Source organism: Planomicrobium stackebrandtii (genome assembly GCF_030814955.1).
GTDB lineage: Bacteria > Bacillota > Bacilli > Bacillales_A > Planococcaceae > Planococcus > Planococcus stackebrandtii.
Genome location: NZ_JAUSWB010000007.1, coordinates 116213 through 142565, shown reverse-complemented (window position 1 = coordinate 142565; position 26353 = coordinate 116213). Strand labels below are relative to the sequence as shown.

Annotated in this window: 25 protein-coding genes; 1 reads left to right on the top strand and 24 read right to left on the bottom strand. The window is 45.9% G+C overall.

Features of this window, described 5'->3' with window-relative positions; genetic code table 11:
• Positions 1 to 259: 259 nt before the first annotated feature.
• The 8 genes from QOZ98_RS14105 to QOZ98_RS14070 all read right to left on the bottom strand — a co-directional run bounded on the left by QOZ98_RS14105 (position 260) and on the right by QOZ98_RS14070 (position 8729).
• Positions 260 to 1372, bottom strand: coding sequence for a Nif3-like dinuclear metal center hexameric protein (locus QOZ98_RS14105; RefSeq protein WP_308788041.1), 1113 nt, complete (start codon positions 1370 to 1372; stop codon positions 260 to 262).
• On the bottom strand, positions 1359 to 2072 hold the full coding sequence (locus QOZ98_RS14100; protein WP_308788040.1) for a tRNA (adenine(22)-N(1))-methyltransferase: 714 nt from the start codon (positions 2070 to 2072) through the stop codon (positions 1359 to 1361). Before QOZ98_RS14100 ends, QOZ98_RS14105 begins: the two co-directional genes overlap by 14 nt.
• Positions 2073 to 2135: 63 nt before the next feature.
• The gene (gene cccA / locus QOZ98_RS14095) at positions 2136 to 2534 is read right to left on the bottom strand and encodes a cytochrome c550 (protein ID WP_308788039.1); all 399 of its coding nucleotides are present in this window, start codon (positions 2532 to 2534) and stop codon (positions 2136 to 2138) included.
• Between the two features lie 266 nt (positions 2535 to 2800).
• Complete coding sequence (locus QOZ98_RS14090; RefSeq protein ID WP_142827802.1) at positions 2801 to 3940, bottom strand: acyl-CoA dehydrogenase; 1140 nt, start codon at positions 3938 to 3940, stop codon at positions 2801 to 2803.
• 148 nt (positions 3941 to 4088) lie between these two features.
• Positions 4089 to 5243: an RNA polymerase sigma factor RpoD gene (rpoD, locus tag QOZ98_RS14085; protein ID WP_142827801.1), complete on the bottom strand. Its 1155-nt coding sequence runs from the start codon at positions 5241 to 5243 to the stop codon at positions 4089 to 4091.
• Between the two features lie 33 nt (positions 5244 to 5276).
• Positions 5277 to 7076 carry a DNA primase gene (dnaG, locus tag QOZ98_RS14080; protein ID WP_308788038.1) on the bottom strand — a complete coding sequence of 600 codons (1800 nt, stop codon included), beginning with the start codon at positions 7074 to 7076 and terminating at the stop codon, positions 5277 to 5279.
• Between the two features lie 197 nt (positions 7077 to 7273).
• Positions 7274 to 8080, bottom strand: a complete 807-nt coding sequence (locus QOZ98_RS14075; RefSeq protein WP_142827799.1) for a pyruvate, water dikinase regulatory protein — start codon at positions 8078 to 8080, stop codon at positions 7274 to 7276.
• A gap of 10 nt (positions 8081 to 8090) precedes the next feature.
• Positions 8091 to 8729, bottom strand: coding sequence for a helix-turn-helix transcriptional regulator (locus QOZ98_RS14070; protein WP_142827798.1), 639 nt, complete (start codon positions 8727 to 8729; stop codon positions 8091 to 8093).
• A gap of 324 nt (positions 8730 to 9053) precedes the next feature.
• Here QOZ98_RS14070 and QOZ98_RS14065 point away from each other — a divergent pair, with 324 nt between their 5' ends.
• Positions 9054 to 10430, top strand: a complete 1377-nt coding sequence (locus tag QOZ98_RS14065) for a glycine--tRNA ligase (protein ID WP_308788037.1) — start codon at positions 9054 to 9056, stop codon at positions 10428 to 10430.
• 334 nt (positions 10431 to 10764) lie between these two features.
• On the opposite strand, the gene recO is transcribed toward QOZ98_RS14065, so the two are convergent.
• From recO to dnaK, 16 genes are all read right to left on the bottom strand, one after another.
• Positions 10765 to 11547 (bottom strand): DNA repair protein RecO, encoded by a 783-nt coding sequence (gene recO, locus QOZ98_RS14060; protein ID WP_142827796.1) that lies wholly within the window; start codon positions 11545 to 11547, stop codon positions 10765 to 10767.
• A 12-nt stretch (positions 11548 to 11559) separates the two neighbouring features.
• Positions 11560 to 12477 carry a GTPase Era gene (gene era, locus QOZ98_RS14055; protein WP_308788036.1) on the bottom strand — a complete coding sequence of 306 codons (918 nt, stop codon included), beginning with the start codon at positions 12475 to 12477 and terminating at the stop codon, positions 11560 to 11562.
• Positions 12461 to 12871: a cytidine deaminase gene (locus QOZ98_RS14050; RefSeq protein WP_308788035.1), complete on the bottom strand. Its 411-nt coding sequence runs from the start codon at positions 12869 to 12871 to the stop codon at positions 12461 to 12463. Before QOZ98_RS14050 ends, era begins: the two co-directional genes overlap by 17 nt.
• Before the next feature lie 19 nt (positions 12872 to 12890).
• The gene (locus QOZ98_RS14045; RefSeq protein ID WP_308788166.1) at positions 12891 to 13244 is read right to left on the bottom strand and encodes a diacylglycerol kinase family protein; all 354 of its coding nucleotides are present in this window, start codon (positions 13242 to 13244) and stop codon (positions 12891 to 12893) included.
• Positions 13231 to 13713: an rRNA maturation RNase YbeY gene (gene ybeY / locus QOZ98_RS14040; protein WP_308788034.1), complete on the bottom strand. Its 483-nt coding sequence runs from the start codon at positions 13711 to 13713 to the stop codon at positions 13231 to 13233. The genes QOZ98_RS14045 and ybeY overlap by 14 nt, the downstream gene beginning before the upstream one ends.
• Positions 13714 to 13727: 14 nt before the next feature.
• Positions 13728 to 15848: an HD family phosphohydrolase gene (locus QOZ98_RS14035; protein ID WP_308788033.1), complete on the bottom strand. Its 2121-nt coding sequence runs from the start codon at positions 15846 to 15848 to the stop codon at positions 13728 to 13730.
• Positions 15849 to 16031: 183 nt separating this feature from the next.
• A complete protein-coding gene (locus QOZ98_RS14030; protein WP_308788032.1) occupies positions 16032 to 16991 on the bottom strand; it encodes a PhoH family protein in 960 nt (319 codons plus the stop codon).
• A 230-nt stretch (positions 16992 to 17221) separates the two neighbouring features.
• On the bottom strand, positions 17222 to 17716 hold the full coding sequence (locus tag QOZ98_RS14025) for a hypothetical protein (RefSeq protein ID WP_308788031.1): 495 nt from the start codon (positions 17714 to 17716) through the stop codon (positions 17222 to 17224).
• Between the two features lie 30 nt (positions 17717 to 17746).
• Positions 17747 to 18733 carry a flotillin-like protein FloA gene (floA, locus tag QOZ98_RS14020; RefSeq protein WP_142827788.1) on the bottom strand — a complete coding sequence of 329 codons (987 nt, stop codon included), beginning with the start codon at positions 18731 to 18733 and terminating at the stop codon, positions 17747 to 17749.
• A gap of 4 nt (positions 18734 to 18737) precedes the next feature.
• A complete protein-coding gene (locus tag QOZ98_RS14015; protein ID WP_308788030.1) occupies positions 18738 to 20063 on the bottom strand; it encodes an NfeD family protein in 1326 nt (441 codons plus the stop codon).
• Between the two features lie 371 nt (positions 20064 to 20434).
• On the bottom strand, positions 20435 to 20608 hold the full coding sequence (rpsU, locus tag QOZ98_RS14010) for a 30S ribosomal protein S21 (protein WP_008431605.1): 174 nt from the start codon (positions 20606 to 20608) through the stop codon (positions 20435 to 20437).
• 95 nt (positions 20609 to 20703) lie between these two features.
• Complete coding sequence (gene deoC / locus QOZ98_RS14005) at positions 20704 to 21372, bottom strand: deoxyribose-phosphate aldolase (RefSeq protein ID WP_308788029.1); 669 nt, start codon at positions 21370 to 21372, stop codon at positions 20704 to 20706.
• Between the two features lie 109 nt (positions 21373 to 21481).
• Positions 21482 to 22219, bottom strand: a complete 738-nt coding sequence (locus tag QOZ98_RS14000) for a 16S rRNA (uracil(1498)-N(3))-methyltransferase (protein ID WP_308788028.1) — start codon at positions 22217 to 22219, stop codon at positions 21482 to 21484.
• A gap of 12 nt (positions 22220 to 22231) precedes the next feature.
• Entirely contained in the window at positions 22232 to 23173 is a 942-nt protein-coding gene (gene prmA / locus QOZ98_RS13995) for a 50S ribosomal protein L11 methyltransferase (protein ID WP_308788027.1), read from the bottom strand.
• Positions 23174 to 23303: 130 nt separating this feature from the next.
• A complete protein-coding gene (dnaJ, locus tag QOZ98_RS13990) occupies positions 23304 to 24413 on the bottom strand; it encodes a molecular chaperone DnaJ (protein WP_142827783.1) in 1110 nt (369 codons plus the stop codon).
• Positions 24414 to 24526: 113 nt separating this feature from the next.
• Positions 24527 to 26353 carry a molecular chaperone DnaK gene (gene dnaK, locus QOZ98_RS13985; protein WP_308788026.1) on the bottom strand — a complete coding sequence of 609 codons (1827 nt, stop codon included), beginning with the start codon at positions 26351 to 26353 and terminating at the stop codon, positions 24527 to 24529.

Below are 26353 nucleotides of genomic sequence, written 5' to 3'. Positions count from 1 at the left end.
CTTGTCAAATTCTTTTGACACCTTGAATAAACCATCGATTGTTTTTTCAATTCTTTTTTTCCCGAATCTCTTTAGTCCACTATTCAATAATCACTTCCTGCTTCTCCATCTTCATTAATTGGCTTTCCATTCATGATGCTAAAAATAGTCTTATTTCCTTAATTTTAACATTTAAAACTGTAACTTTGCTACTAATTTTTATATATTTTCATTAAAAATCATAAGTAAAACAAAAAGAAGAGGCCGAGGCCTCTTCTTCTTAAACGAACCGGAAAGGTTCTGTATTGGTTTTTGACGGCAAAAATTCACATTGCCAGTTTGGCTGCTGCTTCGACATATGGTCCACGACGCCCTGGATCATCACTTTTTCTACATGATGCCCTGGATCGATAATATTGAGCCCTATCGCCTGCGCATCCTGTGCAACGTGAAAATACATATCGCCTGTTACATAGACATCTGCGCCGGCGCGTTTTGCCTGCTGGATGTATTTATTGCCATCGCCGCCAAGAACAGCTACTTTTTTAATGATGGCATTCGGATCACCGACTAGACGAAGAGCGGGAACATCGAGCTGCTGTTTTGCCCAAGCTGCGAATTCCTCTAATGTCATCGGAGTTTCAAGCGTTCCGACACGGCCCAACCCCATCGCAACTTCTTTGTTTTCCAATGTAAAAACGTCATATGCCACTTCTTCATATGGATGTGCCGCAAGCATCGCTTTGATGACACGGTCTTTTTCACTTTTGCGGACGACCACTTCCACTTTCGATTCGGCCGTCACTTCCATTTTTCCAGCTTTGCCGATATATGGGTCGGCCTCATCTGTTGGCTGGAAACGACCGGTGCCCGACAACGTATAACTGCAATATTCGTAATCACCGATGGCACCGGCTCCAGCTTTGCCAAATGCTTCCCGGATTGCATCTTCATGACTTTCTGGAACAAATACAGCGATTTTCACCAGTTCCGCTTCATAAGTCGGAACCAGCACACTGGTATTCTTTATTCCGAGTGCATCTGCCAACAAATCGTTGACCCCGCCTCTTGCCACATCCAAATTGGTGTGCGCAGCATAGACAGCAATATCAGATTTAATCAGCTTTTCCATCAAACTTCCCTGCGGAAAATCCGTTTGCAGATTTTTCAAGGGACGGAAAATCGGCGGATGATGTGCAATGATCAATCCCGCGCCTTTGGTTATCGCTTCGTCAACCACTTCTTCATTGACGTCCAGGGTAACGAGGACCCGATCGATTTTTTTATTCAATGTGCCTACATGCAAACCGATCGGATCGCCTTCCATCGCCAAATATTTTGGCGACCATTTCTCGAACTGCGAGATAATTTCCTGGCCATTAGGAATTTTCATGCTGCAGCACCTCTTCTACTAACTGTATTTTTTCAACAAGTTCCTGTTTTTTTTCAATGATTTCTTCTGTTTGGGCAGTGGATTCCATTGAAGCGACAATCCTTTTCCATTGATCGCTTTCACGCCGCCATTTTTCCTGAAAAATCGGTGTTTGATCTTTCAGCAGCTTAGGGCCCATCAATAATTGCCGCTGTGTCCACAAGACGGGAGATTGGGCTTTTTCAAGCACCAAAATTTCGTAGATTTTTTCATTTTCCTTTAAAATTTCTTCCTCGGTGATGGTCCAGTTGTTTGCGGCTGCCCAATCACGGATGGATTTGGAATGGACATTCGGCTGCAAAATCAACCGTTCCACTCCAGCCAACTGTTCTTTGCCCTGCTCTAAAATAGAACAAATCAACGGGCCACCCATGCCTGCTATCGTAATTGCCGTTATATGGTCTTCAGGGTGGATGGCATCAAGTCCGCTGGCAAGGCGGACATGGATTTTTCCGGCCAACCCTTCCTGCAGAACCTGTTTTCGGGCCGATTCAAAAGGGCCTATAACAACTTCCCCCGCGACAGCTTTATCCACTACGCCATTTAATACGAGATAACACGGCAAATATGCGTGGTCACTGCCAATATCTGCTACAACCGCGCCTTTAGGCACGTGATGAGCGACTCTTGTCAGCCGATGTGATAATTGTTGAGCATTCATTCGGATCCTCCTAATTTGACAGAAAAACCCTTAGCTCCAGAAGAACTAAGGGTTTTTTAGATGCTATTCGAGTGATAGTACCCACTCAGCCATTGCTGCTACGTTCTCTTCTGGAACAAGCCCGCCTGGCATAGTGCCTTTACCGTTGATCAAAACGTCTTCAATGTCCTCTTGTGGAAGCTCAGTGCCAATCAAAGATGGACCGACTCCGCCTTCATAGCTTGAACCGTGGCAAGAAATACAGTTTGCCTGTGCATGTGCTTCAGGATCGAAATCACCAGCTGCTGCTTCTTCTCCGCCTTCTTCACCTTCAGCCGCTTCTTCTCCGCCGCCTTCTTCTTCTGCTGCTTGTTCTTCTGCGATTTCAGCTTCGTCACTAACTCCTTGTACTGATAAGAAGAAAATTAGACCAATACCGAACGCCATGATTAAGATATAAGGTACAATTGCATTTTTTTGCATCCGTTAACCCTCCCTCTACTAAGTTCTGCTAGATGATATTATTCGTATCATTCATTATTGTACTGTATTATCCATGAAACGAAAAGTCTTAACAGATAACTTTTCCTTGTTTGTGACAAAAACGGTAATTTAATTGTCATTAGGTCTAGCTATAGTCAAGTTCCCTCTATCATTCCCCATAAAACTTATTTCACAAAATCTTTTTGGATAGAAAATTGTTCGCTATCAGAAAAACCCTGCAGTTTGCAGGGCCGCCTATGGTTTCTTTAGCAGCCGATTTGGCGTGCTATAACCATGCGTTGAATTTCGGAAGTGCCTTCACCGATTTCCAGTAATTTCGCATCGCGCATATAGCGTTCAACTTCGTATTCCTTCATGTAGCCGTAGCCCCCGTGAATCTGGATCGCTTCATCGGCCACTTCCATGGAAATCTCGGAAGCATATAACTTGGCCATAGAAGCTTCTTTTGTAAACGGCCTTCCCTGGTCCTTCAGCCAAGCTGCTTTATAGACCATGTTGCGGGCCAGTTCAATTTTCATCGCCATATCGGCCAGCTTAAACTGGGTGATCTGGAATTCGGACAATGGCTTGCCAAACTGTTTGCGTTCTTTGGAATAAGCCAGGGCTTTGTTAAATGCCGCCTGGGCAATGCCTACAGCCATAGCTGCAATGCCGATTCGTCCGCCGTCCAATGTCACCAGGAACTGTTTAAAGCCTTCTCCACGGACGCCTAGCAGGTTTTCCTTTGGTACCCTTACATTTTCAAGAACCAATTCCGTCGTATTGGAAGAATGCAGCCCCATTTTTTCATAGTTATCAATGATGGTGAAACCTTCAGCATCGGTCGGCACGATGATAGCACTGATTTCTTTTTTGCCGTTGTTCATCCCGGTAATGGCCGTAATCGCCAAATGCTTGGCATGGCTGGCGTTGGTGATATAAACTTTTGAGCCGTTGATGACCCAGTCGTCGCCATCTTCAACCGCACGGGTTTCAGTGCCTCCGGCATCCGAACCTGCATTGGGTTCTGTCAATCCGAAAGCACCAAACGAATCGCCGGTGCAAATCGGCGTCAAGTATTTTTCTTTCTGTTCTTCTGTTCCAAACAAATTCAGCGGCGCGCCGCCAAGAGAAATATGTGCAGAATATGTGATTCCTGTGGACGCACAGGCACGGCTCAACTCTTCTGTCACGATCGCAAAACTGGTGGTGTCTGCTCCGGCACCGCCGTATTTTTCATCAAATGGCAAGCCCATCATCCCCATGTTGGACAGCTGTTTGAAGATTTCAGTCGGAAATTCTTTCGAGCGGTCTCGGTCAATGGCACCAGGTGCCACCACCTTGTCGGCAAATTCTTTCATGGTCTTTTTGATCATCTGCTGTTCTTGTGTCAAATCGAAATCCATTTGTGTACATCCCCTTTTTAATGAATACGCTTACACTTTTCATTATATAGGGAAAATTAAGTCAAACTCAAGCTTTAACCCGAATTCCTTTTAACCGCATAAAAAAGCCGCTTTCCAGAAAATCCGGAAAGCGGCTTGATGAGTAGTCTTATTCAAGAAAATCTTTCAAGCGTTTGCTGCGTGAAGGGTGGCGCAGTTTGCGCAAAGCTTTCGCTTCAATTTGGCGAATCCGCTCACGCGTGACCCCAAATACTTTCCCGACTTCTTCCAACGTCCGCGTACGGCCATCGTCCAAGCCGAAACGAAGACGTAGCACGTTTTCTTCACGATCTGTCAAAGTATCCAACACATCTTCCAATTGTTCTTTCAACAATTCGTAAGCAGCGTGGTCAGATGGCGATTGCGCATCTGAATCCTCGATAAAGTCGCCTAGATGGGAATCGTCTTCTTCGCCGATTGGAGTTTCCAATGAAACCGGCTCTTGAGCGATTTTCAGGATTTCACGCACTTTTTCCGGCAGCAAGTCCATTTCCTCTCCGATTTCTTCCGGAGAAGGTTCACGGCCGAGGTCCTGAAGCAATTGGCGCTGCACACGGATCAATTTATTGATGGTTTCAACCATATGAACCGGGATACGGATTGTCCGCGCCTGGTCAGCGATGGCGCGCGTGATGGCTTGGCGAATCCACCAGGTTGCATAAGTGCTGAACTTGAATCCTTTAGAGTAATCGAACTTTTCAACTGCTTTGATCAAGCCCATATTGCCTTCCTGGATCAAATCCAGGAAGAGCATGCCGCGGCCGACATAGCGTTTGGCAATACTGACAACCAGCCGCAAGTTTGCCTCGGCCAGGCGTTTTTTCGCTTCTTCATCGCCTTGTTCAATCAATTTTGCCAAACGGACTTCTTCTTCCGCTTTCAGCAAGTCGACGCGTCCGATTTCTTTCAGGTACATGCGGACCGGGTCATTGATTTTGACGCCCGGCGGTACGCTTAAATCATTCAAATCGAATTTATCTTCGGTCGGTTTCATCAAACGGTCCAAATGTTCCTCATCGTCGGATTTCCGCTCCAATTCGATGCCGTGGCCTTCCAATTGGTCGATAAACTCTTCTACTGCATCGGATTCCATTTCGAAAACCGCTAATTTGTCAGCAATTTGTTCGTAATTGAGCTCTCCGGTTTTTTTACCTGTTTCGATCAGCTGTTTTTTCGCTTCTTCGACAGTTGCTTCCGGACCTTCAGTAGTCAATGGTACATTGCTTGCTTCAACTTCAGTTTGGCGTTCAGATTTCTCGGCCATGTGACTTCCTCCTTTAAAAAAACCGGAATTAACTTACAATGATTTTCGTAAAGCAATCACTTCTTGTGCAAGAAGCAAAGCGCGCTTTAAGTCATGCTGTTTTTCCGCTTCTTTTGATTGCTGGATTTTTAGATTGATTTGTTGTTCGATCCGGTGTTTTTGCAGATGCTTTAAACAATCGGAAATTTCTTCATCTGCATGTTCGGGATCGCGTTCGGACAATGCCGTTTCCATGACAAGCTTGCGGAGTTCAGCGTCTTGCAGGGTTTCCAGAAATTTATGAAAATCAGCTTTGTCCCATTCTTCATAGAAACCGAGCAACTGAACATACAGCGCCTGGAATTCCTCACTGACAAACGGAATGCCGCTGTCTTCGCCTGCCAACTTATCCATAACGGATGGGTCTGCCAGTGCATGTGCCAGCAGCATCCGTTCCGCCCGGTGCAGTGAAGTGATTCGTTTCGGCTCTTTTTTTATCGCCTTCACTGCAGGTGCTTCGGGTCGGTTTCGTTCAATCGTCTTATTTTCCAATTTCCGATAATGCTGTAGGATCGCTTCTTGAGATAATCCGGTTTCCTCTGATAATTGCTTTATATATAAATCCCGCTCTAAGGGCGAGGATCTACCGGCTAATAGTTGCAGCACTTCCTGGATATACTGGAGCAGATCGTTTTCGTACTGGAAATTCTTGTGCCTGCGGGCATGCATCATTGCAAATGCTATAAAAGCGTGCGGCTTGCCGATTATCTGCTCTTTGAAAGCTGCAGCTCCGTTTTCCCGGACATAATCATCCGGGTCCATTTTGCCTGGCAAAACAGCTACTTCCACTTTGAAATTATCTTCGTTCAAGGAAATGGCTGCTCTTTTGGCAGCTTCCCAGCCTGCATCATCACCGTCAAAACAAATCACCACTTCTTGGGCAAAGCGCTTCATTTGCCGAATGTGCTGGGAAGTGAGTGATGTGCCCATAGTTGCTAAAGCATTGTCAACTCCTGCTTTACCCGCTGCGATAACATCCATAAACCCTTCAAACAAAATGATTTTCCGATTTTTGCGTATGGCGCTTCTGGCATGATGCACATTATAAAGCACTTGGCTTTTTTGGAAAATCGGAGATTCCGGGCTGTTCATATATTTGGCTTCCTGTTTGGTGTGCTCAAGGACCCTTCCTGAAAAGGCAATGACTTTGCCGTTTTCGTTCATGATTGGAAACATGATTCTACCGCGGAATCGATCAAAATAACCACTTGACTGCTCACGGGGAATCGCCAATCCGCTCGATTCCAGCTCTTCTTCGCTAAAGCCTTTTCGCTTGAGCGCAGAAGCCATGTAATTCCATTCGGGGAGTGACCAGCCAATTTTATTTTTTTCGATCATTTCCCGTGTAAAGCCCCTATTTTCCAAATAGTCCAATGCCACTTGGCCTTCTTCTGTATTCAGTAGAATATGGTGGTACATATCCGCAGCAAATTCGTGCATCAGAATCAGTTGATGATCGCTTTTTGATTGCACTGGACCGGATTCGGCAGGGCTCTGTATATCGATCTCAATGCCTGAACGGTTTCCCAATCTCGACAAGGCTTCCTGAAACGTTAAGTTTTCAATATCCATCAAAAACGTGATGACATTGCCACCAGCTCCACAGCCAAAGCAATGAAAAATCTGCTTGTCGGCAGTGACAGAAAAAGATGGTGTGCTTTCTCCGTGGAAAGGGCAAAGGCCGAACCAATTGCGGCCCCTTTTTGTTAACTGGACATACTCACCGACGACATCCACAATATCTGTGCTGGAACGGATCTTTTCAATCACTTCTTCAGGAACTCGATTGGACATTTTCTCACCATCTTTGTTTGCTTAACTTACTTTATTCGTGATTGAAAGACAAAATCCTTCATTTTTCGACAAAAAGATAAAGCAAACTATTTTATCCAATAGTAAGCTTTAGCCACAATTCTTCATTATAAAACGTTTATATCAAAAAATCTACCAAAAAGAAAGAAAAACCGCCCACGCAGGGGGTTTTCCTGAATTTATTTTTGAAGTTTGCTTAAGATCAGGTTAGCGGTTTCTTCAACTGCCCGATTTGTCACATCAACAATCTCGCAGCCAATGCGGTCCACTACTTTATGGAAGTGGCTGATTTCCTCGTGAATGCGGTCGATTTTCGCATAATTGGCATCATCGTTCAAGCCGAGGGCAATCAACCGTTCTTTGCGGATGTTATTCAGTTTATCCGGCGAGATCACCAGGCCAAAACATTTGTTTGGATCCACATGATACAGTTCGTCCGGCGGGTCCACTTCAGGCACAAGTGGAACGTTGGCGACTTTCAGCCGCTTATGCGCCAAGTATTGAGACAGCGGTGTTTTCGACGTTCTTGAAATTCCGACCAGGACAATGTCGGCCATTAAAATGCCGCGCGGATCCCGTCCGTCGTCGTATTTGACGGCAAATTCAATCGCTTCTACTTTTTTAAAATAATCATCGTCCAGTTTGCGGACCAAACCTGCTTCCTGCAGCGGTGGAGCATCCAGCTCTTTTTCCAGCGCGTCCAGCAGCGGCCCCATCAAATCAACCGCTGTAACGTAGAATTTTTTTGTTTCAGACTGCATATAGTCCCGCAGTTCCTGGGAAACTAAGGTATAGACGATAAAAGCTTTCTGCGCGACAGCCAATTTGACGATTTCCTGCAGGTGATCGATTGAGTCGATATACGGAAACCGTTTGAGGACTGCATTTTGATCTGCATTCAAGTATTGGCTGATAGCCGCTTTTGCGACCAGTTCCCCTGTTTCTCCGACGGAATCGGAGACAATGAACAAGCGGAGTGAATTCATAGTTGGCACCTCACAAATCGTGGTTTTCCGATAACGATAAAAACGCACGAGTAATATTCGTTTTTGTTAATCTGCCGACGACTTTGAAGCCATCCGGCTGTTCTTCCACCACTGGCAGGGCATCGATTTGCTGATTGATCAGGCGATGCGCTGCCTGGATCAATGATTCGTTTTTTGCGCAATACGTAATGTTCGGCATGCGCGTCATAATAATATGTACAGGAATAGCGGCTAAATTCTGGCTGCCCAAACTTGCACGCAATAAATCTTTTCTCGACAGCACACCGGCGAGATATGATTTTTTGTCCACGACAAAAAGCGTGCCGACATCATCAAGGAACATCTGGCTGATGGCGTCGTATACGCTGACATCATCCCTGACGACAACCGGAATCGACTGAAAATCCTTGACCTTCATGTTGTTCATCGTATCAGTGACGTCCTGCCCCGGTTTTTTTCCCGAATAAAAATAGCCAACACGCGGACGGGCATCTAGAAAGCCTGCCATTGTCAGGATGGCTAAATCAGGTCGTAGCGTTGATCTTGTTAAGTTCAAGCGATCCGCTATCTGTTCACCGGTAATCGGACCATTGCCTTTAACGATTTGAAGAATTTCCTCTTGCCGTTTATTGAGTTCGATTGGACTCACCGCCTCAAAATATATATATGTGATACTCAATACTGATTATTATATACTAATTAACGCGATATTGCGAAGAAAACATTGCCGTGATACAATGTGTAGGAACTTAACACAGGCAATGACGGATAGATAAGTACTGTACACAAAAGCGAGCAGGGATGGTGTAAGCCTGCAACTACAGGAAAAGGCGATCCAGAGCCATTTTTTATTTTAAGCGGACTGCATTTTGCAGTCAATCGAGGTGGAACCGCGGGTCTTAACGTACTCGTCCTCGGACATGTTAACATGTCCGGGGACCGGTGCGATTTTTTATTTTATGGAGGTAATTTTATGTCGATGGAAGATGTAGTAGCGTTAGCGAAACACAGAGGATTTGTATTCCCAGGCTCTGAAATTTACGGCGGATTGGCAAACACATGGGATTACGGTCCACTTGGCGTCGAACTGAAAAACAATATTAAAAAAGCATGGTGGAAAAAATTCGTCCAGGAGTCCCCTTATAACGTCGGATTGGACGCAGCAATCTTGATGAACCCTAAAACGTGGGTCGCTTCAGGGCATGTCGGCAACTTCAATGACCCGATGATCGACTGCAAAAGCTGCAAAACGCGCCATCGCGCAGACAAATTGATCGAAGATGCATTGGATGCAAAAGGCATTGAATTGATCGTCGACGGCTTGTCGTTCGAACGCATGGCAGAACTGATCCAGGAACACGAAGTAAAATGCCCGACTTGCGGCAAACAGGACTTTACGGATATCCGCCAGTTCAACTTGATGTTCAAAACTTTCCAAGGCGTCACTGAAGCTTCAACAAATGAAATTTTCCTTCGCCCGGAAACGGCTCAAGGAATTTTCGTCAACTATAAGAACGTCCAGCGTTCAATGCGTAAAAAAATGCCTTTTGGGATTGCCCAGATCGGCAAAAGCTTCCGCAATGAAATCACACCCGGCAACTTTACTTTCCGGACGCGTGAGTTTGAACAAATGGAGCTTGAGTTTTTCTGCAAGCCCGGTGAAGATTTGGAATGGTACGCATACTGGCGCGACTTCTGTAAAAAATGGCTGTTGGATTTGAATATGGCTGAAAGCAATATGCGCCTGCGCGAGCATGACGAGGACGAACTTTCCCACTATTCGAATGCCACAGTTGACATCGAATACAAATTCCCATTCGGCTGGGGTGAGCTTTGGGGCATTGCAGACCGCACCGACTTTGACCTGAAGCGCCATATGGAGCATTCTGGAGAAGATTTCAATTACATCGATCCAGCAACCAACGAACGTTTTGTGCCTTATTGCATCGAACCGTCTCTTGGAGCTGACCGCGTGACATTGGCTTTCCTTGTAGATGCTTACAGCGAAGAAGAACTTGAAAATGACGACAAACGTACAGTATTAAGATTCCACCCGGCATTGGCCCCTTATAAAGCAGCTGTTTTGCCGTTGTCCAAGAAATTGGCAGAAGGCGCAACTGGCGTATTTGCTGACTTGGCCAAGCATTTCATGGTGGATTACGACGAATCCCAATCCATCGGCAAACGCTATCGCCGCCAGGATGAAATCGGTACGCCGTTCTGCATCACTTACGACTTTGATTCGGTCGAAGATGGCCAGGTTACCGTACGCCACCGCGATTCCATGGAGCAAACGCGCATGCCGATTGCAGAAGTACAAGCATATATTGAAAAGCATATTCAGTTTTAATACGAAAAGCGGAAGCAGCCGTGGAGATTCGACGGGCATAAGACGCGCTTGCGAAGCGGCTTTCTTTGCCGCATAGCAAGAGTGGCTTATGACCCTAGAATCTGGCTGCTGGAGCCTGGACACGAAGAAAAGCAGAAGTGCCTGGTCAGCTCTGACAGGCATAAGGCAGACCGGCAGTGTGGCGTTCTTTGCCACACAATCGGGTTGACTTATGACCCGAAGAGCTAGGCATTGGAGTCTGGACACTGAAAAGCAGAAGTGCCTGGTCAGCTCTGACAGGTACAAAGCGATTTCTTCACTCCTACTAAACAAAACAAAAAGAGTTGCCAAAAGACTATTCGTCTTTTGGCAACTCTTCTTTTTTCGGTAAAAATTCAGGTGTCCGTTCCAATTGCTCGAGAAATTTCCTGGACTTTAAACGGATGCCCGCTTTTTCTTCGTAGATCGTGCGGACGATTTGTTTCAGCAAGGTCTTGGATTCCTTTTTCAAGGTCAAAGAGCCGACACGCTCAATCGGCACAAAATAGAAGGTGCGGATCAGCTTCACTAAAGCCGGGCTTAATCGAATAATATAGCGGTCGATGTGGAAGCAGCGGTGGCAAAGAAAGCCCAGTTCCTGAAACGAAAAAGCAAATTCTCCTTCAGTAGCTCCGCAGTTGGCGCATTGATGCAGCGTTGGCGCAAGGCCTGCCGCCTGCAGCATCTTCCACTCGACAAACAATGTAATCGCCTCTGGATCGTAGCCTTCATCGATGGCATGGAGTGCCTGGTAAAGCATATCGTAGATGACCGGCTGGGGCTCATCCTGCTCCGTCAGCCGATCGATCAATTCGGTGACGTAACTGGCATAAGCGGTAGACATGATATCTTCCCGAATATGCCGAAGCGATTCCAGCGGATCGCCTGCCTGCAATGTCCCCATTCCTCTTCCTTTGTAGATGGAAAAGCTGCCGTGGGTAAACACCTGGGTGATTGCGGCCAAACGGCTCGCCGGCTTTTTCGCCCCTCTTGCCATGCAGGTGATTTTTCCCGCTTCTCTCGTAAACAAAGTGACAATCTTATTCGTCTCGCCATATGGCATCGTACGAATGACAATTCCCTCTACTTGACTTTGCATGGGAAGGACTCCTTAGTATTCGTCTTCTCTGAAGCCGAAATCACGTAAATGCATCGCTTTATTGCGCCAATCTTTTTGAACTTTGACCCAAAGCTCCAAATACACTTTTGAACCAAGTAGATTTTCGATATCTTGGCGTGCGCGCGTTCCTATTTGTTTTAGCAATACACCTTTTTTCCCGATGACAATGCCTTTTTGGGAATCGCGTTCAACCATAATGATTGCCTGAACCCGGATCATGTCTTTGTTTTCGGAATCCGGTGCAATTTTTTCAATAACCACGGCAATGGAATGCGGAATTTCTTCGCGCGTCAAATGCAAAGCCTTTTCACGAATCAACTCGGAAATGATAAAACGCTCCGGGTGATCTGTAATTTGGTCAGCCGGGTAATATTGTGGCCCTTCTGGCAGCCGCTCGTTGATTTTAGCCAATAAAGTTTCGACATTATTACCTTCCAACGCTGAAATGGGAATCGCTTCTGCAAAATCAAATTCTTTGCGGTAGGATTCAATGATTTTCGGCAAATTATCCGGATGCACTTGATCAATCTTGTTGATGACCAGAAATACCGGCACATCGATGCCTTTCAGCATTTCAAGCACATAGCGGTCTTCTTTGCCGACACGCTCAATGCCGCTAGCAACAAACAACAGCACATCCACTTCACGGAAGGCGTTTTTTGCCACTTTCAACATAAAGTCGCCTAATTTATGTCGCGGTTCGTTGATGCCCGGTGTATCGATGAAAATCATTTGGCTTTCATTAGTCGTCACAACACCTTGAACTTTATTGCGTGTAGTTTGGGGTTTATCGCTCATAATGGCAATTTTCTGCCCCACTACACGGTTTAAAAACGTTGATTTACCGACATTTGGACGGCCGATGATGGAAATAAATCCGGATTTGAAGCCATTATTCTCTTGCTGCATATTTTAAATCCTCCGTTGAAAATGCGCCAGGAAGCAATTCACTGATAGTCGTTTCCTGGACGTCACCTTTTAAGTTTGTTAAGTAAACCGGCATATCTGGTGAGCAGAACTCGGCCAACACTTGTCTGCATGCACCACAGGGCGATACAGGGCCCGGCGTGTCTGCAGACACTGCGAGTGCGGTAAAGGTTTTGTCTCCTTCAGACACCGCTTTAAAAACGGCTGTGCGCTCTGCACAATTTGTCATAGAATAGCCTGCATTTTCGATATTGCAGCCTAAGTATACTTTTCCGTCAGCTGTCAGCAATGCTGCGCCGACAGGGAATTTTGAATAAGGCACATAGGCATTGCTGCGTGCCGCGATCGCTTGCTCCATCAATTGTTCTTTTTCCATGTTTATCACCTCTGCGAATTTATAGCCATTTGGGTAGAAATATCAGTAATCCAATTATAGCACTTGCCGCGGCAAATACCAAAACAGCGCCTGCCGCCATGTCTTTGGCCTGTTTGGCAAGCGGATGCAGTTCAGAAGTCGCCAGGTCAACGACACGCTCGATGGCAGAATTGACCATTTCCAATGCAATCATGCCGCCGATCAGCAGGATGACTATCAGCCATTCCATATATGACAAACCTGTCAAAAATCCTGCAAGCACCACCACAACTGCCGCCGTTACGTGGAAGCGGATGTTCTGTTCGCGTTTTAACGCAGTACCTATGCCTTGGGCAGCAAACTGAAATGAACGTAAAAACCTACGCGCCGCCATGCTTGTCACGGGTTATGCCGAGTGAGGCCAAAATTTCCTCTTGACGGGAAAACATTTTCTTTTCATCTTCCTCGGTCATGTGGTCATAACCCAGCAAATGCAGAAAGCCGTGAATGGCCAGAAATCCCAGTTCCCGTTCGAACGAATGGCCGTAATCAGCAGCCTGCTCTTTTGTCCGGTCCAACGAAATGATAATGTCCCCGAGCATGCGCGGCTCCGGGGAACCAATGATGGCAGTCTCTCCTTCACCCAGTTCCTCCATAGCAAACGAAATGACATCAGTCGGCTGATCTTTGCCGCGGTATTCGCGGTTGATATCACGAATCATTTCATTGGTGACAAACGTCACCGACACTTCAGAATCTCCCAGGCCTTCTTCTTTTGCTGCGTGTTCCAGTATTTTTTGAACAAAATCCAGATCCTGTTCGTTCAGGCTTTCTGTTTCGTCCATAAAATCGATGGCTATCATAGCTGCTCCTCCTGTCAGTTGGTTTCTTTCGGGTATTCAATGCGGGAATGGAAAATGCCATTCAAGGTCTCGCACATAACCGCTTTCACTTTCTTTAACTCTTTCAAGGATATATCACATTCCTCGAATTGCCCATCTTTCAGTTTATCTTCTACTATCGCATCCACCAATTTTTTTATTTTTTCTGATGTTGGTTCTTTCATCGAGCGGACAGCCGCTTCCAGGCTGTCTGCTATGCAGACGATGGCAATTTCTTTGGTTTGCGGTTTCGGCCCGATATAGCGGAAAGATTCTTCTTTAATATCAGGGACCGTTTCTTTCGCTTTGTAATAAAAGAACTTTAATAGACTGGTGCCGTGATGCTGTGCAGCCACATCCACAATTTCTTTCGGCATCTTGTATTTCCGGAGCATTTCGGCTCCCTGTGCACCGTGCGCGAGAATGATGTCCCGGCTTTTTTCGGGCGGCAGACGATCGTGTGGATTTTCGATATTCACCTGGTTCTCTATGAAAAACTGCGGCTGTTTCGTTTTGCCGATATCGTGATAATAGCAGCCGACTCTCGCCAGCAATCCATTGGCCCCGATGGCTTCACAGGAAGCATCTGCCAGATTGGCGACCATTAAGCTATGGTGATACGTACCGGGCGTTTCCATTAGAATTTTTTTAAGCAGCGGATGATTCGGATTGGACAACTCAATCAAACGCATCGTCGACAGCATGCCAAACGCCGACTCAAAAAATGGCAGCATGCCGATTGCCAACGCACCGGACATTAATCCTGAGACGATCGCAGCGGTAAAATAAAAACCGATTTCTGACCAGCTGTATTGGGTTTGTCCGATTAATAAGTAAAAAGCAACAAACAGTGCATTCACTCCGGCAACTGCCAAACTAATTTGCATGAGGCGGCCATGTCCGCCGTCCCGGTCAATCAAATAAATTGCAGCGAGCCCACCCAAAAGAATATATAGGGCAACGTCCACCTGCAAGGAAGAAGAATAGCCGCTTTGCAGCATGATTCCTGCTGCAGCACTGATAAGAATCGTTACATAAACAGCTGCCCGCTCATTGACCAGCAGCCTGACAAGCATACCTGCCAATGCTGAAGGAAAAATAAACGCAATCACCAATTCAAAGTTATCGCTGACAGCATATATCAGTTTCATAAGCGCCAATGCAATAGCAATAACCACAATCATGACCATCACTTCAGTGATTTTTCCTCTATCATCTTTTTGTGACCTTGACACGACCGCCATCATAAGGCCCATCGCAATCACTACAAAGATCAGCAATCCCAGCAACGGCTTGTAATTCCGCTGGTCTTCTGTCATTCCAGCCAATTCAAGCTGGCGGTACACTTCACGGTCCACTACCTGCCCTTCCTGAACGAGCACCTGTCCTTGCAGGATGCGCGTTGGCTCGACACTATTGCGGACCTGTTCTATTTGTCCAGCGGTCAGCTCCTCGTTGACCTGCTCGGTCGGAATAATGCCGAACCTTCCAATTGTCACGGCTGCCAGAACAACGTTATCTGGTATTTGTTCGCTTCGGCGGATATCCTGTTCTATTTCTGTCCGAATCCGCGCAACGCCCTCTACCCTTATTGGTTCTTCTAAATAAGACTCCAGCAACCGCTCCAGTTCTTCCTGGACATCCACTAAGCTGTTATTTGAAAGCGACAATAATGCGTCCAGCATTTCATCTGTTAAACGCAGGCCATTCTCACTGGTTTCCATCAGCCGCAAATCCTCTCGCAACTGCGCCATCATTGCTTCGGAAGAACGTTCTTCCCCCTCTTCTTCCGGAACAGCTTTTGCATCCGCCAGGTAACCGAATAAGGATTCAACTACCGCAGTTTGATTGTCAGCGATTTCATCGATGAACTGATAGCTCGGCGCTACTTCTTCCGCTAACCGATCTCTTTCCAGCTCGGTTTTTATCGGATCTTCCACTGTTTTTTCAGAACGAATTGTTTCTGACGACAGTTGAAACAAGTTAATATCATATGTATTTCCGCGAATTGAATCCACTAAAAACCCGTAAAGGATTAGGCCAATCATCAAAATACCCATCATCATTATTTTTTGATAGCCTAATTTTCTGAAAATCTTCTGTGCCCGTTGACGCATGCCCGTACACCCCGCATTTCTTATTTCCATCATAACAATTACAGAAATGGATTTCACGATGTATTTCTAAAATTTTGAAAATATCACCAAATTTCCGGGAAATAATTAGTTCCATTAGCCAAAATATAGTCCCTTCCACGTAAAAAAGTGCAGGAATTTGGATCCCTGCACTTTTTTTGTTTGTTAAGTAGGCTGATTTTCGTATGCTTCGATAATTTTAGCCACCAGCGGATGACGGACAACATCGCCGCTTTCAAGGTATTGAAAATGGATATTTCGAACACCCTTTAAAATCGTTTCAGCAGCAATCAATCCAGATTCGGCGCCTCTCGGCAAATCAATCTGCGTTTTGTCGCCGGTAATAATCATTTTCGAACCGAAGCCAAGCCGCGTCAAAAACATTTTCATCTGTGCCTTGGTGGTGTTTTGCGCTTCATCAAGAATAACGAACGCTTCGTCTAATGTACGGCCTCTCATATAGGCAAGCGGAGCAATTTCAATAGTGCCGCGTTCAATAAAGCGATTAGTTTGCTCCAAACCAAGCACATCGTGCAGCGAATCATACAACGGACGAAGGTAAGGGTCCACTTTTTCCTTCAAGTCGCCAGGCAGGAAGCCAAGGCTTTCTCCAGCCTCTACAGCGGGACGCGTCAAAATGATTTTTTTGACTTGGCCATTTTTTAGCGCCTGTACTGCCATAACCACTGCCAGGTAAGTCTTGCCCGTTCCGGCTGGTCCGATTCCGAACACCAGATCCTTGCTGCGGACAGCTTGGATGTAATGGCGCTGGCCGATGGTTTTCGCACGAATCGATTTGCCGTTGGCATTGCGCGCCACTTCTTCATCATAAAGTTCAGCGAAATACTCAATCGTTCCATTTTTAGCCATTTCGATAGCAGAAACAATATCCCGCTGATCGATATTAATGTTTTTGCGGATAACACGAAGCAATTGTTCGATTAATAATTTCCCTGTATGTTTGCCTTCTTCTGAACCCGATAACTTGATAACTTCGCCGCGGGTAATCACTTGAATGTCAAAGGCTTCTTCGATCAACGTTAAGTGGTTGTCTGATATCCCGAGCAGCTGAACCGCTTCATTTGGGTCTTTCACATGTAATTCTAGTAGGTTGTTTTCTGTCATGTGGACGCTCCTTGGAATCGAGTATTTACTGCTGATTTCACTCTATCATTAAAGATATTCACTTGTAAAATATTTGTCTTGAATTAGTCCGGAGCCGGAATTTTCCTTTCCCAGTTTGCTCTATTTGAAAAAGGCTTTCAGAGCCGAAGGATAACTTGTAATCTCTCTGAAGTTTACATAACATTATTATTTTTAGAAAAAGCCGGCCAGTTTGCACTGGCCGGCGGCTGCTATCTTTTGGACTTTGGCGGCATAAGGATCTCCGCCATGATAATGCCTCTTCGAATATCGTCGCTGCTTAACGGCAGGAGTTCATCCATGTCTTTTTCCACTCCAGGAGCAGGCGGACGGCTTCTCAATACGCTCGCTTCCGTTTCCTTAATGCGGTCATGTATCTCGTTGCGTGTCTCCCTTGGCGGAACGCGGCGCTGCACTTCCTGGCGCGCTTCCCGCAAAGGAGTGCGATTAACAGCTTCTTCGACTTTTTTCTTGGCTTTTTCTGCAAGTTCAGGGCGTTGAGTTTTTTGATTCTGCAGTTCCCCATAAATTTCTTTCGCATAATCTTCTACTCGTTTGAACGTTTTTTGTCCGGAGCGCCTGTCTGTACCAGTTGATGATCTTGTGGGGACAGGTTTTTCCGGAGCATCATCGGCCGAATCTTTTTTGCCTTTACTGAAAAAAGCGCTTACCGCCATGATTACCAGTCCAAATATGAGAGCTTCCATACGACAAACCTCCCTTATGGCTAACGCCGATTATTTATCGTCGGATTTGTCCATGCCTGTTTTCGAGATGGACTCTCGCATACCTGTATCAGCTTGAACATTTTTGTAATTGACATAATCCATTACACCAATGTTGCCAGTACGAAGCGCTTCAGACATTGCCAATGGCACTTCTGCTTCCGCTTCGACAACTTTCGCTCTCATTTCGACGACTTTCGCTTTCATTTCCTGTTCGCTTGCTACAGCCATTGCACGGCGTTCTTCCGCTTTAGCCTGCGCAATTTTCTTATCTGCCTCTGCTTGTTCAGTCTGCAATTCAGCACCAATGTTTTTACCGATATCAACGTCGGCAATATCGATCGACAGAATTTCGAATGCTGTACCTGAATCCAAGCCTTTAGACAATACGGTCTGAGAAATCAGGTCTGGATTTTCAAGAACTTTTTTATGGCTTGTGCTTGAACCGAGTGTTGAGACAATCCCTTCACCAACACGGGCGACGATCGTTTCTTCACCTGCACCACCAACTAAACGGTCGATATTGGCACGAACGGTAATTCTGGCTTTTGCTTTTACTTCAATTCCATCCATCGCAACACCTGCGATAAATGGCGTTTCAATAACTTTCGGGTTTACCGACATTTGAACAGCTTCCAATACGTCACGGCCTGCAAGATCAATCGCTGCTGCGCGTTCAAACGGCAATTCAATATTGGCACGGTGTGCCGCAATCAATGCATTGACGACACGGTCTACGTTACCCCCGGCTAAGTAATGGCTTTCCAATTGGTTGATGGTTACTGTCAACCCAGCTTTTGATGCTTTGATCAATGGATTTACGATCCGTGATGGAATAACCCGGCGCAATCTCATACCGATCAGTGTAAAGATACTGATTTTCACCCCTGCGGCCAATGCTGAAATCCATAATGTAATTGGCACGAATGTGAAGAAAATTGCCAAAACGATGATGATACCTATTATTGCTGCACCTAAACCAATTGTTTCAAGTCCCATTCTTCTATTCCTCCTCTTGTTTTTCAAGTTCGCGAACAACTATACGCGAACCTTCTACCTTAATTATCTTAACATTTTTTCCGCCATCGATGAACCTGCCTTCAGAAACAGCATCTATACGTTCATCGTCAAGCTTGATCGTACCGGACGGACGAAGCGCTGTCACTGTCAGCGCAATTTTGCCGACAAGCTCCGGGCGATTTGTAGTCGATACATAGCCATGTTCCGTATCAGTCGCATCAGTCAAGATAATCCGTTTGAACAAATCCAGCCGTTTACCAAAGAATTTCACTACAATCACCATCCCTACTGTTGCTACAATCATTGCAATAAGTACTGCTATGGCGGTGGATTTAAGATCTCCGCCCGCCAATAAAATACTGCCGAGAATGGCGGCAATCCCGAGGAATCCCGCAACGCCGCCCGGGATGATAAATTCTGCCACCAACAGCCCAAACCCGATTACCAGCAGAATGATGGACTCATATCCGGCCAATCCTGCTACCAAATGGCCGTAGAAAAACAGCAGGAGAAAAGTCAGGCCGACAAGGCCAGGAATTCCGACACCTGGGGTAAACAGTTCAAGAAGCAACCCAAGGCCTGCAAATGATAAAAGGATTGGCACAACAATCGGATTGGTCAGAAAACGGGCCAGGCTTTCCGAAAATGTTTCATCGATCGTTACGACAGTGGCATCTTCAAAGCCTTTCAACGCCAACAGTTCGTCCAGAGTAGAAACAGTTCCTTCCGAATAGCCTACATCCAAGGCTTCAGATGCCCCCAGCGTTAGTAATTCCCCCTCAGCTACGCCCAGTTCAGGAATGGCAGCTGAGGCATCTGCCATTGCCAAAGCGAAGTCAGGATCACGGCCAGCAGTCTGAGCCGCACTTCTCATGGAAGCCAGCCAAGCGCTATTCGCTTTGTCCGCTGCGGCATTTCCAGTTTGATCAATCACTTGTGCCGCACCCATGCGGCCATTGGGATGCATATAAATCTCATCATTATGCAACGCCAGGAATGCGCCTGCAGAAAGAGCATCCTGATTGATGAAAGCCAGTTTTTCCAGTTGAGTTTTGTTCAGCGAACGCGCTATCCCATCTGCTGCATCCACAAATCCACCCGGTGTATCAATTTCGAAAATAATGGCTTCGGCGCCAGCTTCTTCCGCTTCTTCAATGCCCCGTTCGATAAAAGCCTGCAGTCCTCTTTCAACTTCATCTTCGATCGGTATGACATACACTGTCGAAGTGTCAGCCTGGATAGCCGGGAGCATGAGCAGAAACGATAACAGTAAAAGTCCAAAACCTAAATAGACTTTGACTCTGCTCAATGGGACCTCTCCTTTCGCATTACAGATTTACTGTTTGTATATATACGGATGAACAGGAATTAGGTTTCATTTTTCTGGGCTGTGCATGCTATAAAAAAGCATTCTTTAACATCGGTCTGCGTAAATGGGTGATGATTTTAAAAACAAGTCAAACCAGTCTTTTGCTTCCATGAATTGCGAGCATCCAGGAGCCTCTTTTCCTCGCATTGCTTGCAGCCTGTCTAATTACATTATAAAGGAAAGTTTCCCCAATAACGAAAGAATGCGCTTACAAATGTGACAAATAGAAAAACCGCCAACACAATGGATGTGTTGGCGGTTTAGGCTGGTCGTTCATATTTTTTAAAAGTCATTATACTCGTTAAAGTCAATTAAAATTTACGTTTACGCGCAGCTTCTGATTTTAGTTTACGTTTCACGCTCGGCTTATCATAGTACTCGCGCTTTCTTACCTCTTGCATTGTTCCGGATTTAGAAACAGTACGTTTGAAGCGGCGAAGAGCATCTTCAATCGATTCGTTTTTACGAACGGTAGTTTTTGTCATCTCTTTTTCCCTCCCTCCGAACACACGTTGAAGCGAAGAACAACAAGTGTTATATACTCAAAAATTATATCGTATTCTCAAAGAAAGGTCAATAGTTAATAATCGGAATCTGAAGTTAGTCCCTGCATGATTTTAACGCCAGAGCTGGCGCCGATGCGTGTAGCTCCTGCTTCGATCATCGCTTCGACATCTTCCAGGCTGCGAACGCCGCCGGAAGCCTTGACACCCAAATCAGCTCCAACAGTCTGGCGCATCAGTTTCACATCTTCAACCGTTGCACCGCCAGTAGAAAAGCCGGTCGACGTTTTGACAAAGTCAGCTCCCGCTTCTTTAGACAGCTGCGAAGCAGTGGCTTTCTCTTCGTCAGTCAGCAGGCAGGTTTCCAGGATCACTTTGACGATCGCTTTTCCTTTTGCCGCATGGACGACTGCTTCGATATCTTTTTTCACGTGATCCGTGTTGCCGCTTTTCAGCGCGCCAACATTGAGGACCATATCAATTTCGCCGGCGCCTTTTGAAATGGCATCCGTTGTTTCAAAAGCTTTTGTTTCAGGAGTAGATGCTCCCAGCGGAAAACCGATAACCGTACACACTTTTACGCCGCTGCCTGTTAACTCAGACGCTGCTGTTTCAACCCAAGTCGGATTAACGCATACAGATGCAAATTTAAACTCGGCCGCTTCTTTACACAATTGAACGACCTGGCTTTCTGTCGACTCAGGCTTTAACAAGGTATGGTCAATAAAAGATGCAATGTTCGTCATGAATAAAATCTCCATTCTATTAAAAAGTCATTTTGTTTGTCAGTCAATTTTCCCCAACCGGAAAACGTCGCTGCAGCTCAGTGCCCTGTATTTTTAATCACGCTCAGCTTTATTCAAATTCGCAGGAGATAGCAGCCAGTGCATACAAAGGTGCCGTTTCTGTCCGCAAAATCCGAGGTCCGAGAGAAGTAAAAATGGCTCCAGCATTTTTCAGCGCCGCCACTTCCTTGTCAGAAATGCCGCCTTCTGGACCAAAAATAATCAGGACTGAATCTTTATCATACAATGATTTCAAAGTTTCGGCAAACCGCGTTCTGCTGCCTTGCCGCGCCTCTTCTTCGTAAGCTACGATCACCGCATCATACGAACCCGCCTGGCTTAACAGCTGCTTGAAACTACAGATGTTATGGATGTCAGGAACATGCGTCCTGTGCGACTGCTCAGCCGCTTCCTTGGCAATTTTTTGCAGCCGCCCAATTTTTTTCTCACTCTTGGAACTGTCCCATTTTACGATAGACCGCTCTGCCGAAAATGGCAGCAGTGCGTACATACCGAGTTCAGTCGCTTTTTGGGTGATCAAATCAAGCTTGTCGCCTTTCGGGAGTCCGCAGGCAATGGTCACTTTTTTGGGCAATTCCACCTGCGTTTCCAATGGATTTCCAAGCTCTACCTCTACATCAAAGTCAGTAGAACGGATCGTAGCGAGATAAGCCTTGCCTTCCATAACTGCGATCAACTCTTCTCCGGCTGTTTGGCGCATAACTTTGGCGATGTGCTTTGCATCATCGCCGGTTATTGCCACTATTCGATTTTCCGGAAGCTTTCCTTCTATAAAATATCGCTGCATCGTGGCACCCCGTTATTCAGGTTTTTTTGAAATGATGGTAACCCAGTCTTCCATCATCATGACATCTTCAATAACAAAGCCGGAAGCTTCGAGCGCCGCTTTGACGTTGTTTTTTTTCGCTGCGATGATGCCTGAAGTGATGTAGCGCCCACCCGGTTTAACGATTTTGAATGCATCATCTGTAAATGACATGATAACTTCAGCCAAAATATTGGCGACTACCACATCACCTGGCTGATCAATCTTATCAACCAGATTGCCTTCTTCCACCGTAACAATATCCTGTACTTTATTCAGCTTGACGTTGATGCTTGCTGCTTTTACAGCAATATCATCCAAATCAAGTGCGTAGACTTCTTTGGCGGACAAGAGCGCCGCGCCAATCGCCAGCACGCCAGATCCGGTGCCGATGTCAATGACTCGGTCGCCTGCACGAACAGTCTTCTCCAACGCTTGCAGGCTCATGACAGTTGTTGGATGGGTGCCTGTTCCAAAAGCCATTCCGGGATCCAACTCAATGATCAATTCATCACTTGATACCGGATTGTAGGTTTCCCACGTTGGAACTATGGTGAAGCGTTCAGAAATTTTGACGGGATGGTAATATTTTTTCCAGGATGTCGCCCATTCTTCTTCATTCACTTCGCTGATGGTTACTTCATTTTTGCCTATATTGATGTCAAACGAGACCAGGTTGTTGATGGCCAGTTTAATGGCCTCGACTGTCTCGCCCAAAAAGCTGTTGACTGGCAGATAGGCCTTTAAAATAACCCCATCCACCGGAAAATCGTCCGGGTCCAGCGAATAAATTTCACCAAAACGATATTCCCTTTCTTTCGTCAAGTCTTCCGAGTCCTCGATAACAACTCCGCTCGCTCCCGCTTCGTGCATAATATTGGAAACCGCTTCAATCGCTTCATTTGTCGTGTGAATCGCCAACTCTGACCATTTCAATTGCGCCCAGCTCCTTTTTCGTTTTTACAGTCAGCAAGACTCCTGCTTTTGGCAAGAGTCTTCTGCTTGTAAAAAATGGATTTTTTGAATAGACAATAAACCAAAAATGCTGCCCTATTTCCAGCTGTTGTCATTCACCTTTAATGGTGCGTTTGATTTTATCAAAAAGTGAGCTGCTGTGCTCTTCTGGAATATCTCCACTGATTTCTGCAAATTCACGCAACAGCTGCTTTTGCTTCTCGCTGAGTTTTGTCTGGGTTTTGATGCGGACGATGACGTGCTGATCGCCAGTTCCATAACCATGGACATTTTTTACGCCTTTGCCTTTCAGGCGGAAACGCGCACCACTCTGCGTACCGGCTGGAATTTTCAATTTCACTTTACCGGAAATGGTCGGCACTTCGATTTCGTCGCCCAATGCAGCCTGCGGATAGGTGATGGAGATATCCAAGTAAATATCATCGCCTTCACGCTGGAACTGTTTATGCGGTCTTACGCGGAATACCACGTACAAATCACCGTTTGGCCCACCGTTGACGCCTGGAGCACCTTGGCCTGTGACGCGCAATTGCTGTCCGTCATCAACACCGGCTGGGATGGTAACTTTGATTTTTTTAACTTTGCGGACTTTTCCTTCGCCGCGGCAAGTCGTACATTTTTCTTCGATAATCTGTCCTGTACCTTCACAATGCTGGCAGGCACGGCGATTGACCATTCGGCCGAAAGGCGTGTCCTGTGTCACATTCATCTGGCCAGAACCTTCACAGTACGGACATGTTTTTTTCTTAGTTCCAGGCTTAGCGCCCGAACCGTCACACGTACCGCATGTTTCATCTTTTGGAATTTCAACTTCTGTTTCTTTTCCGAAGACGGCATCCATGAAATCGATGGTCATGGAATACTGGAGGTCATCGCCTTTGCGCGGAGCATTCGGGTCACGGCGTCTTGTACCGCCGCCAAAGAATGTGCTGAAGATATCGTCGAATCCGAAGCCGTCACCGCCGCCTCCAAAGCCTTGATTTGGATCTTGATGGCCAAACTGATCGTATTGTGCACGTTTCTGTTCGTCGCTCAATACTTCATATGCATCTTTTACTTCCTGGAATTTCGCAGGAGCATCAGCTTCTTTATTGATATCCGGATGGAATTTTTTTGATAAGGTCCGGTAAGCTTTTTTAATTTCTTCTTTAGAAGCAGACTTGGATACGCCTAATACTTCATAGTAATCTCGTTTATTCATAAGTCACTCTCCCTCTAGCAATCAATTGTAATTGTACACGGTTTAAATCGCTGTTGCAAAGACATTGAAAAAGCCAAAGCATGTTGCTTTGCTTTGACTTTTCCAGGTCCTGCTTATTTTTTGTCGTCGTTTACTTCTTCAAACTCGGCATCGACTACATCGTCGTTGCCTTTCGCTGCGCCCTCTTCTTGGGATGCTTGCTGAGCTGCTGCTGCCTGCTCATAAGCTTTCATTGACAAACCTTGCAGGATTTCCTGGAGCTTGTCTTTTTTCTCACGGATATCGTCAATGTTGTCTGACTCCAATGCTGCTTTTAGTTCGTCGCGAGCATCTTCCGCTTGTTTTTTCTCTTCTTCTGATACCACTTCACCAAGATCGGCGATAGTTTTATCAGTTGTGAAAACAGCTTGATCGGCTTCATTGCGAAGTTCAACTTCTTCTTTTACTTTCGCATCCGCTTCAGCATTTTCTTCCGCTTCTTTGATCATGCGATCGATCTCTTCATCAGTCAACGACGTATTGGACTGAATAGTGATTGTCTGTTCTTTCTGAGTTCCTAGGTCTTTCGCTTTGACGCTGACGATACCGTTTTTATCGATATCAAATGTCACTTCAATTTGAGGCACGCCACGCTGTGCTGGCGGAATATCAGCCAGTTGGAAACGGCCAAGCGTTTTGTTGGCTGCTGCCATCGGACGCTCTCCTTGCAATACGTGAATATCTACAGCTGGCTGGTTGTCAGCGGCAGTTGAGAATGTCTGTGATTTTGAAGTCGGGATCGTTGTGTTGCGCTCGATCAATTTCGTAAACACGCCGCCCATTGTTTCGATACCAAGTGACAATGGCGTTACGTCCAATAATACAACGTCTTTTACGTCGCCAGTCAATACGCCGCCCTGTACTGCTGCACCCATTGCTACAACTTCATCCGGGTTAACGCCTTTATGCGGGTCTTTGCCAGTTTCTTTTTTAACAGCTTCCTGTACGGCTGGGATACGTGTAGATCCGCCGACAAGGATAACGCGGTCAAGTTCAGAAGCTGAAATTCCAGCATCTTTCAATGCCTGGCGAGTTGGCCCCATCGTACGTTCAACTAATGAAGAAGTCAATTCATCAAATTTTGCACGGCTCATTGTAACTTCCAAGTGAAGCGGTCCGGCTTCTCCTGCAGTGATGAACGGCAATGAAATTTGAGTTGAAGAAACGCCGGATAGATCTTTTTTCGCTTTTTCAGCAGCGTCTTTCAAGCGTTGTGTCGCCATTTTATCTTTCGACAAGTCGACGCCGTTCTCTTTTTTGAATTCCTGTACCAAATAATCAATGATTAGTTTATCAAAATCATCTCCGCCTAAACGGTTGTCGCCGGCAGTTGATTTTACTTCGAAAACGCCATCGCCAAGTTCCAGGATGGAAACGTCGAATGTACCGCCTCCAAGGTCATAAACAAGAATTGTTTCGTCCGTATCCGTTTTGTCCAAGCCATATGCAAGTGCAGCTGCAGTCGGCTCGTTGATGATGCGTTCCACTTCAAGGCCTGCAATGCGGCCAGCGTCTTTTGTTGCCTGGCGCTGTGCATCATTGAAATAAGCCGGTACAGTGATGACCGCTTTTGTTACTTTTTCACCAAGATATTCTTCAGCATAGCCTTTGATGTATTGAAGAATCATTGCAGAAACTTCCTGAGGCGTATATTCTTTGCCTTCAGCTGTTACTTTTTCCTGCGTACCCATCAAACGTTTTACCGACTGGATAGTGTTTGGGTTCGTGATGGATTGGCGTTTAGCCACTTCGCCGACTTGGCGCTCGCCATTTTTAAAAGCTACAACAGAAGGAGTTGTACGGTTGCCTTCTGGATTTGGAATAATTTTTGGCTCGCCGCCTTCTAATACTGCGACTGCTGAGTTAGTTGTACCTAAGTCAATACCGATAATTTTGCTCAT

Excerpts from the sequence above, each read along its gene's own strand:
- era (WP_308788036.1), bottom strand. The coding sequence starts at position 12,477 with ATGCAGCAAGAGAATAATGGCTTCAAATCCGGATTTATTTCCATCATC.
- rpoD (WP_142827801.1), bottom strand. The coding sequence starts at position 5,243 with ATGGCCGAGAAATCTGAACGCCAAACTGAAGTTGAAGCAAGCAATGTA.
- QOZ98_RS14030 (WP_308788032.1), bottom strand. The coding sequence starts at position 16,991 with ATGACAGAAAACAACCTACTAGAATTACATGTGAAAGACCCAAATGAA.
- floA (WP_142827788.1), bottom strand. The coding sequence starts at position 18,733 with ATGGGACTTGAAACAATTGGTTTAGGTGCAGCAATAATAGGTATCATC.
- cccA (WP_308788039.1), bottom strand. The coding sequence starts at position 2,534 with ATGCAAAAAAATGCAATTGTACCTTATATCTTAATCATGGCGTTCGGT.
- QOZ98_RS14105 (WP_308788041.1), bottom strand. The coding sequence starts at position 1,372 with ATGAAAATTCCTAATGGCCAGGAAATTATCTCGCAGTTCGAGAAATGG.
- dnaG (WP_308788038.1), bottom strand. The coding sequence starts at position 7,076 with ATGTCCAATCGAGTTCCTGAAGAAGTGATTGAAAAGATCCGTTCCAGC.
- QOZ98_RS14100 (WP_308788040.1), bottom strand. The coding sequence starts at position 2,072 with ATGAATGCTCAACAATTATCACATCGGCTGACAAGAGTCGCTCATCAC.
- QOZ98_RS14045 (WP_308788166.1), bottom strand. The coding sequence starts at position 13,244 with ATGGCGGCGCGTAGGTTTTTACGTTCATTTCAGTTTGCTGCCCAAGGC.
- QOZ98_RS14065 (WP_308788037.1), top strand. The coding sequence starts at position 9,054 with ATGTCGATGGAAGATGTAGTAGCGTTAGCGAAACACAGAGGATTTGTA.
- rpsU (WP_008431605.1), bottom strand. The coding sequence starts at position 20,608 with ATGACAAAAACTACCGTTCGTAAAAACGAATCGATTGAAGATGCTCTT.
- dnaJ (WP_142827783.1), bottom strand. The coding sequence starts at position 24,413 with ATGAATAAACGAGATTACTATGAAGTATTAGGCGTATCCAAGTCTGCT.
- recO (WP_142827796.1), bottom strand. The coding sequence starts at position 11,547 with ATGCAAAGTCAAGTAGAGGGAATTGTCATTCGTACGATGCCATATGGC.
- QOZ98_RS14050 (WP_308788035.1), bottom strand. The coding sequence starts at position 12,871 with ATGGAAAAAGAACAATTGATGGAGCAAGCGATCGCGGCACGCAGCAAT.
- QOZ98_RS14075 (WP_142827799.1), bottom strand. The coding sequence starts at position 8,080 with ATGAATTCACTCCGCTTGTTCATTGTCTCCGATTCCGTCGGAGAAACA.
- deoC (WP_308788029.1), bottom strand. The coding sequence starts at position 21,372 with ATGACGAACATTGCATCTTTTATTGACCATACCTTGTTAAAGCCTGAG.
- ybeY (WP_308788034.1), bottom strand. The coding sequence starts at position 13,713 with ATGATAGCCATCGATTTTATGGACGAAACAGAAAGCCTGAACGAACAG.
- QOZ98_RS14000 (WP_308788028.1), bottom strand. The coding sequence starts at position 22,219 with ATGCAGCGATATTTTATAGAAGGAAAGCTTCCGGAAAATCGAATAGTG.
- QOZ98_RS14025 (WP_308788031.1), bottom strand. The coding sequence starts at position 17,716 with ATGGAAGCTCTCATATTTGGACTGGTAATCATGGCGGTAAGCGCTTTT.
- dnaK (WP_308788026.1), bottom strand. The coding sequence starts at position 26,353 with ATGAGCAAAATTATCGGTATTGACTTAGGTACAACTAACTCAGCAGTC.
- QOZ98_RS14090 (WP_142827802.1), bottom strand. The coding sequence starts at position 3,940 with ATGGATTTCGATTTGACACAAGAACAGCAGATGATCAAAAAGACCATG.
- QOZ98_RS14035 (WP_308788033.1), bottom strand. The coding sequence starts at position 15,848 with ATGCGTCAACGGGCACAGAAGATTTTCAGAAAATTAGGCTATCAAAAA.